2 protein-coding genes are annotated in these 4,579 nt (G+C 52.9%); both read left to right on the plus strand.

Annotated features, from left to right (window positions below; genetic code table 11):
• Positions 1-1,156: 1,156 nt before the first annotated feature.
• Entirely contained in the window at positions 1,157-1,942 is a 786-nt protein-coding gene (locus ASD82_RS17240) for an HNH endonuclease signature motif containing protein (RefSeq protein ID WP_082585190.1), read from the plus strand.
• A 954-nt stretch (positions 1,943-2,896) separates the two neighbouring features.
• Complete coding sequence (locus ASD82_RS17245) at positions 2,897-4,288, plus strand: type IV pilin protein (protein WP_235580588.1); 1,392 nt, start codon at positions 2,897-2,899, stop codon at positions 4,286-4,288.
• The last annotated feature ends 291 nt before the right edge of the window (positions 4,289-4,579 follow it).

The following is a 4,579-nucleotide window of genomic DNA, read 5'->3' on the forward strand; positions in this document are numbered from 1 at the left end:
CTTCTCTTTTGCTTGTCCAAAAGAGAAGTACCCAAGAGAAAACGACACCCCGCTTCCGCGCCTTGGGGACCTCCTGTCCGCAAGGTCCGCGGTCGGGCTCCGGGGTTTGTCGACAGGGCATCCTGCCCTGACGCCAAACTGGTTCGCATCCCTGCGAACCACCCAGCGGGCTGATCCTCCACCCGCCCGCCGCTGCAGAGGGGCCCCGGGTAGAGCAGCGGGCCATAGTGGCCCGCACTTTTCAGAAGAGCCGTCTCAAGAGCAAGCCGCAACGCACAGCGCACCGCGCACGCCACGCACAGGTGTTTCGCCCTCCTTCAAGGATGACGGTGTTGCAGGGGCTGGCTTCGTACTCGGGACGGTCACTCGAAAGTTCACACTGACCCGGGTTTTTCACCGGAAAGATGCTGAGCCTGCAACTGCATTGAGCCGATTCGCGTTGGCGTTCGCAGATCCGAAGCCTCGGGAAGAGAGTGCACCCTTGTAATGGTTCCTTCTGGGAAGGATTCCTTCTGGCCGAACTGAGGTTCTGGACGTCCACCTTCGATCCGGAACTGCTACTTGAAAGTGCACAATGACCGGCCCAAGCGGAACGGTCACTCTGAATTAGTTCTATTCCAAAGCAAGAGCTTTCGTCCTCCTGACGGAGGGCGAGTCCCTTTCTCTCACTTGCCCGAGAGAAAGGAACCATACAGAGGGCACCCCGCTTCCGCGCCTTGCAGAGATCCTGTCCGCAAGGTTCGCAGTCGGGCTCCGGGGTTTGTCGACAGGGCCTCCTGCCCTGACGCCAAACTGACCGGCATCCATGCCGGTCACCCCGTGGGCTGATCCTCCACCCACCCGCTGCTGCAGAGGGGCCCGGGTAGCGCAACGAGCCATCGTGGCCCGCACTTCTCAGAAGAACCGGAGCAAAGCCAAAGCCGCAGCGCACGGTGAGGGCAACTAACGGACGTATCACCAGTGTTCCAAAATGCAGGTGCTAGAGAAGCACGGTCCCGATCGCCTGCCGACCATGGCAAAGCCGAGACGCGACCACGCGAAAGGGCTTACCTTAAGAGGCAATTCTAGGCAACGCCACCCAAACTCGGTCATTAGGAAACTCAGGTAGAACTCGTAACAACCCAACGCCAACAGTTGAACAGAGAGGATTCGTCCGATGGAATTGCTCGTGACGTGGCAAGACGTAGGATCAGAGGGCTACACCAGCGTTATACCCGAGAATCTATTTGAACGGGACGGGCGTGTTCAGCATGACATTGTTGGACCTAAGGGAGGAAAGTACGCTGCGGTATGCGATGTTGTGACTGAGGCTGGCCTGGTTTATCTCAACTACGCCCCATATGAAGCCAAGAATATTGGGCATCATTACTGCGGCACGCTACGTTTAGCCTTTGGAGATGCGCATCGACGAGGAATGCCGGAGGTAACATGGAAGGGAGAGCTAGGAAACTCTTTCGAAAGGCTAGCGCCACCGCCACTACTGCGTTGGCAGGCTTCTCAGCTTGATGCGGCGATGACCCCATTTGAGCCCGCAGGCATTGAAGATGCCAGGAAGAGGACGCTACGTGCCATAACCGATCGACGAGGACAGTCGACGTTTAGGAAAAGTCTCATGAATGTTTACGGAGACAAATGTGCCGTAACCAAGTGCAACGAGCAGGCCGTGCTTGAGGCAGCCCACATCGTTGGATATAAGGGAGACCATACCAACCACGTGCAGAACGGCCTTTTGCTTCGAGCTGATATACACACGCTCTTTGACTTGCACCTGCTTAGCATTGATCCGACAACTTGGGAAGTCGTGCTTCAAAAAAAATTGCAGAAAGGTCCATACGGAAAGCTCTGTGGAGCTGTTATCGCGCGACCGTCCGAGGCGGAGCACTGCCCCAATACAGAGGCTCTGCGTGGACATCTGGAAGAACTGAAAAGGTTGGACGTTTGATTTTGCCGAACGGCCAAGAACAGGATCACGTTCACTTATTGATCTCATGGCCTTCACCCTGGGAAACCTCACTGGCCCGAGCTTTCGGACTTAGGTTTTCGCGGGTTCTCGAGTGAAGGCCCATCATTGCCCCTTGCGTTGAACCGTGCATCCGCGCAACATCAGGCAGGCGAAAACCTATCTTCATCCCTCATTAGCTTAGCACCAAAAGTCTAGGGGTGGCATGAAACATGCTGAATTCTAAACCGTGATCAGCGCTTTATACCAAACATATCCCTTGGCATTTTCGCCATTCCCAGAATCGCTTCATCAACCGAGACGGTAAAGCAGCTGGATGGATGGTTGGATGGTTGGATGGTTGGATGGTTCAGCACGAGGATGCGTCCCGTATTGTCAACACGGATAAGGGACTACGGATAGTGATCGCTTGTATCTATCGTTGGAAGTACGTCGGCTATAATATTAGCCATTTTTGCTATCCTCAGCGACTCACCCGATGCATTTCAACATCGAATTTATAGATAAATCGATAGGATGGATGGCTGATGGCATGAACTCAAATTCGGCATAATGCTCATGAAAATGGAAAATTGTACGAAGTCAATCAAAAATGACTTGCAATGCGACGTGCTTCATTTCGCCAAGAAAGTCGGCACAACCATGCAAAATTAAAAATCAAGCAAGCGCAAGAATTAACAACTTTTGCGCTCTCAGACATTCCTGATTCGATGGCATGGTTACGAGCCTGCAGCGTAATCGGCATCGATTCGCTACCACCAAGTGAAGTTCGTCATCAATGAATGTCATAACGGTGAGTGACGGCGGAAGGATGATATATGAAATTCGGAAGTGAAATTCTTATTCAAAATCGCCAACATTAGCACCAACAAAACTTGCAATGTTTGAAGTTAACGGTATAAAACAGGGGGATTTATGGAAGGTCTAAGAGACCTCATGCTTGGAGGCATAACCGTATCAATCATCGTTTTTGTGCTTTTCATTGGTTGGCTCGTTCTTCTTTTCAAGCGTCCTGCAGACGCGCTCGTGATCGTCGGTGCGGCACTCATTTTTTTGGGTGCAGAATTTCTCTCCACACTAAACAATCCGATGACGTGGGGCGGCGTCTTTGTAGTGTTAATCTCTTGGATCGTCCGTTCGGTTCAGCACTTTTCTAACCAAAAGAAGGAGGCGATCGACAAGGATGCCGAGCGACGGCAGGCCAAGCTCGTTGCCGATGCGATCGCAAAGGCGCTCGCTACTCATGGGATTCAGCCCATTACCGAAGCTTCGTCAACACCAAACCCGGCAGCAGACGTGGCGCCGGGAACCCGTACTGTGACACCCCTTGATAAATACGGCATGCCACAGCGGCAAGCTTCTAGCAAACATCCAGAATCCGAGTTCGCCGAGACTCAGCTTGATAAGTACGGCATGCCACGTCGCGCTGTTGCACCCAAGCCAGAAGCGACTGGGACATCTCAATCGCCGGGGCGCAAAGGCATATTTTATATTTCGGGCTTTTTGATAATAGGTCTTCTTGGCGGCATAGCTAAATACCTTTTTGGCCTTAAAGAGCCATTTTCTATCGTGGACGTGGTGTTCATAGGCGCCAGTCTGTCATTTGTTTTTTTGTGGTATCGAAATGACACAAACATTCATAAGTTTAAACGTTCCGGCGGATTCGGCGTAGCCATTGTGGGGCTCGCTATACTTGCGATTCCCTACTATTTATTTCGTACGCGCGGTATCGCCAAGGGATTTATTGGAACTACGCTATTCGCGCTCGTTCTTTTCGGGCAGGTGATTTTTAGCATTGGCGGCGCCTATCTCGCTGGAGCGGTAGATAATTATGGTCGGTCGGAACTTAAAGCAGATAGGCCAATTGTTGCCGAGGAGTCCGTAATTGCCCCGGGCGGGCAGACGAGCGCTAAGAGCTCGTACCCATCTCAGAGTAAAAATTCTCGAACTAGTAGTGCGATCGTAGATGCGATTCCATTCCGTGGGAAGTACATCATTCAAAGCAATCGTGTTGAGGCGGAATTGTGTCTTTCGGAATATGCCAATTATATGGAGCGCTATTACACTGTAAATCTCAGTTACAATACGCCAGCTAGCGGCGGACCTGACAACACCCTACCCACCCTGGATTGCGCGAATAAGCAGCGCACAGGCATGAGTTATAGGTACGACCTACCACCTTCCTCGCTGGGTAACGACCGCTACACAGTTCGTGCGATTCCAATCAATATCCAACTCGCACAAGACACTGAGTGCGGGATTCTCACATTGGATCAGGATGGTGTGCGAACCGCGGGTGGTTCAACCGAGGTTGCTGGATGTTGGTAGGTGGATTTTGCCTTTCGGTCAGAGTGCACTTTTGAGTGAATGGTTCTGACCGAACCGAGAGATTCACAGTATTGGAAAGTCTCGCTCGCAGCGGGATTTTTTGCTCTTGGCCTTCGGCTTTCGCAACCGCGCAGCGGTTGCACCGAGTGCGGGCCACGATGGCCCGCTTCTCTACCCGGGGCCCCTCTGCAGCGGCGAGGCGGGGTCGACAGGCCGCGCAGGGGGCATCGGCATGGATGCCGGAGTTGAGGCAACGCAGGAGCGGTTGCCCGATGTCCGCAAGGCGCGGAA

This window comes from Rhodanobacter sp. Root179, assembly GCF_001428465.1.
Taxonomy (GTDB): domain Bacteria; phylum Pseudomonadota; class Gammaproteobacteria; order Xanthomonadales; family Rhodanobacteraceae; genus Rhodanobacter.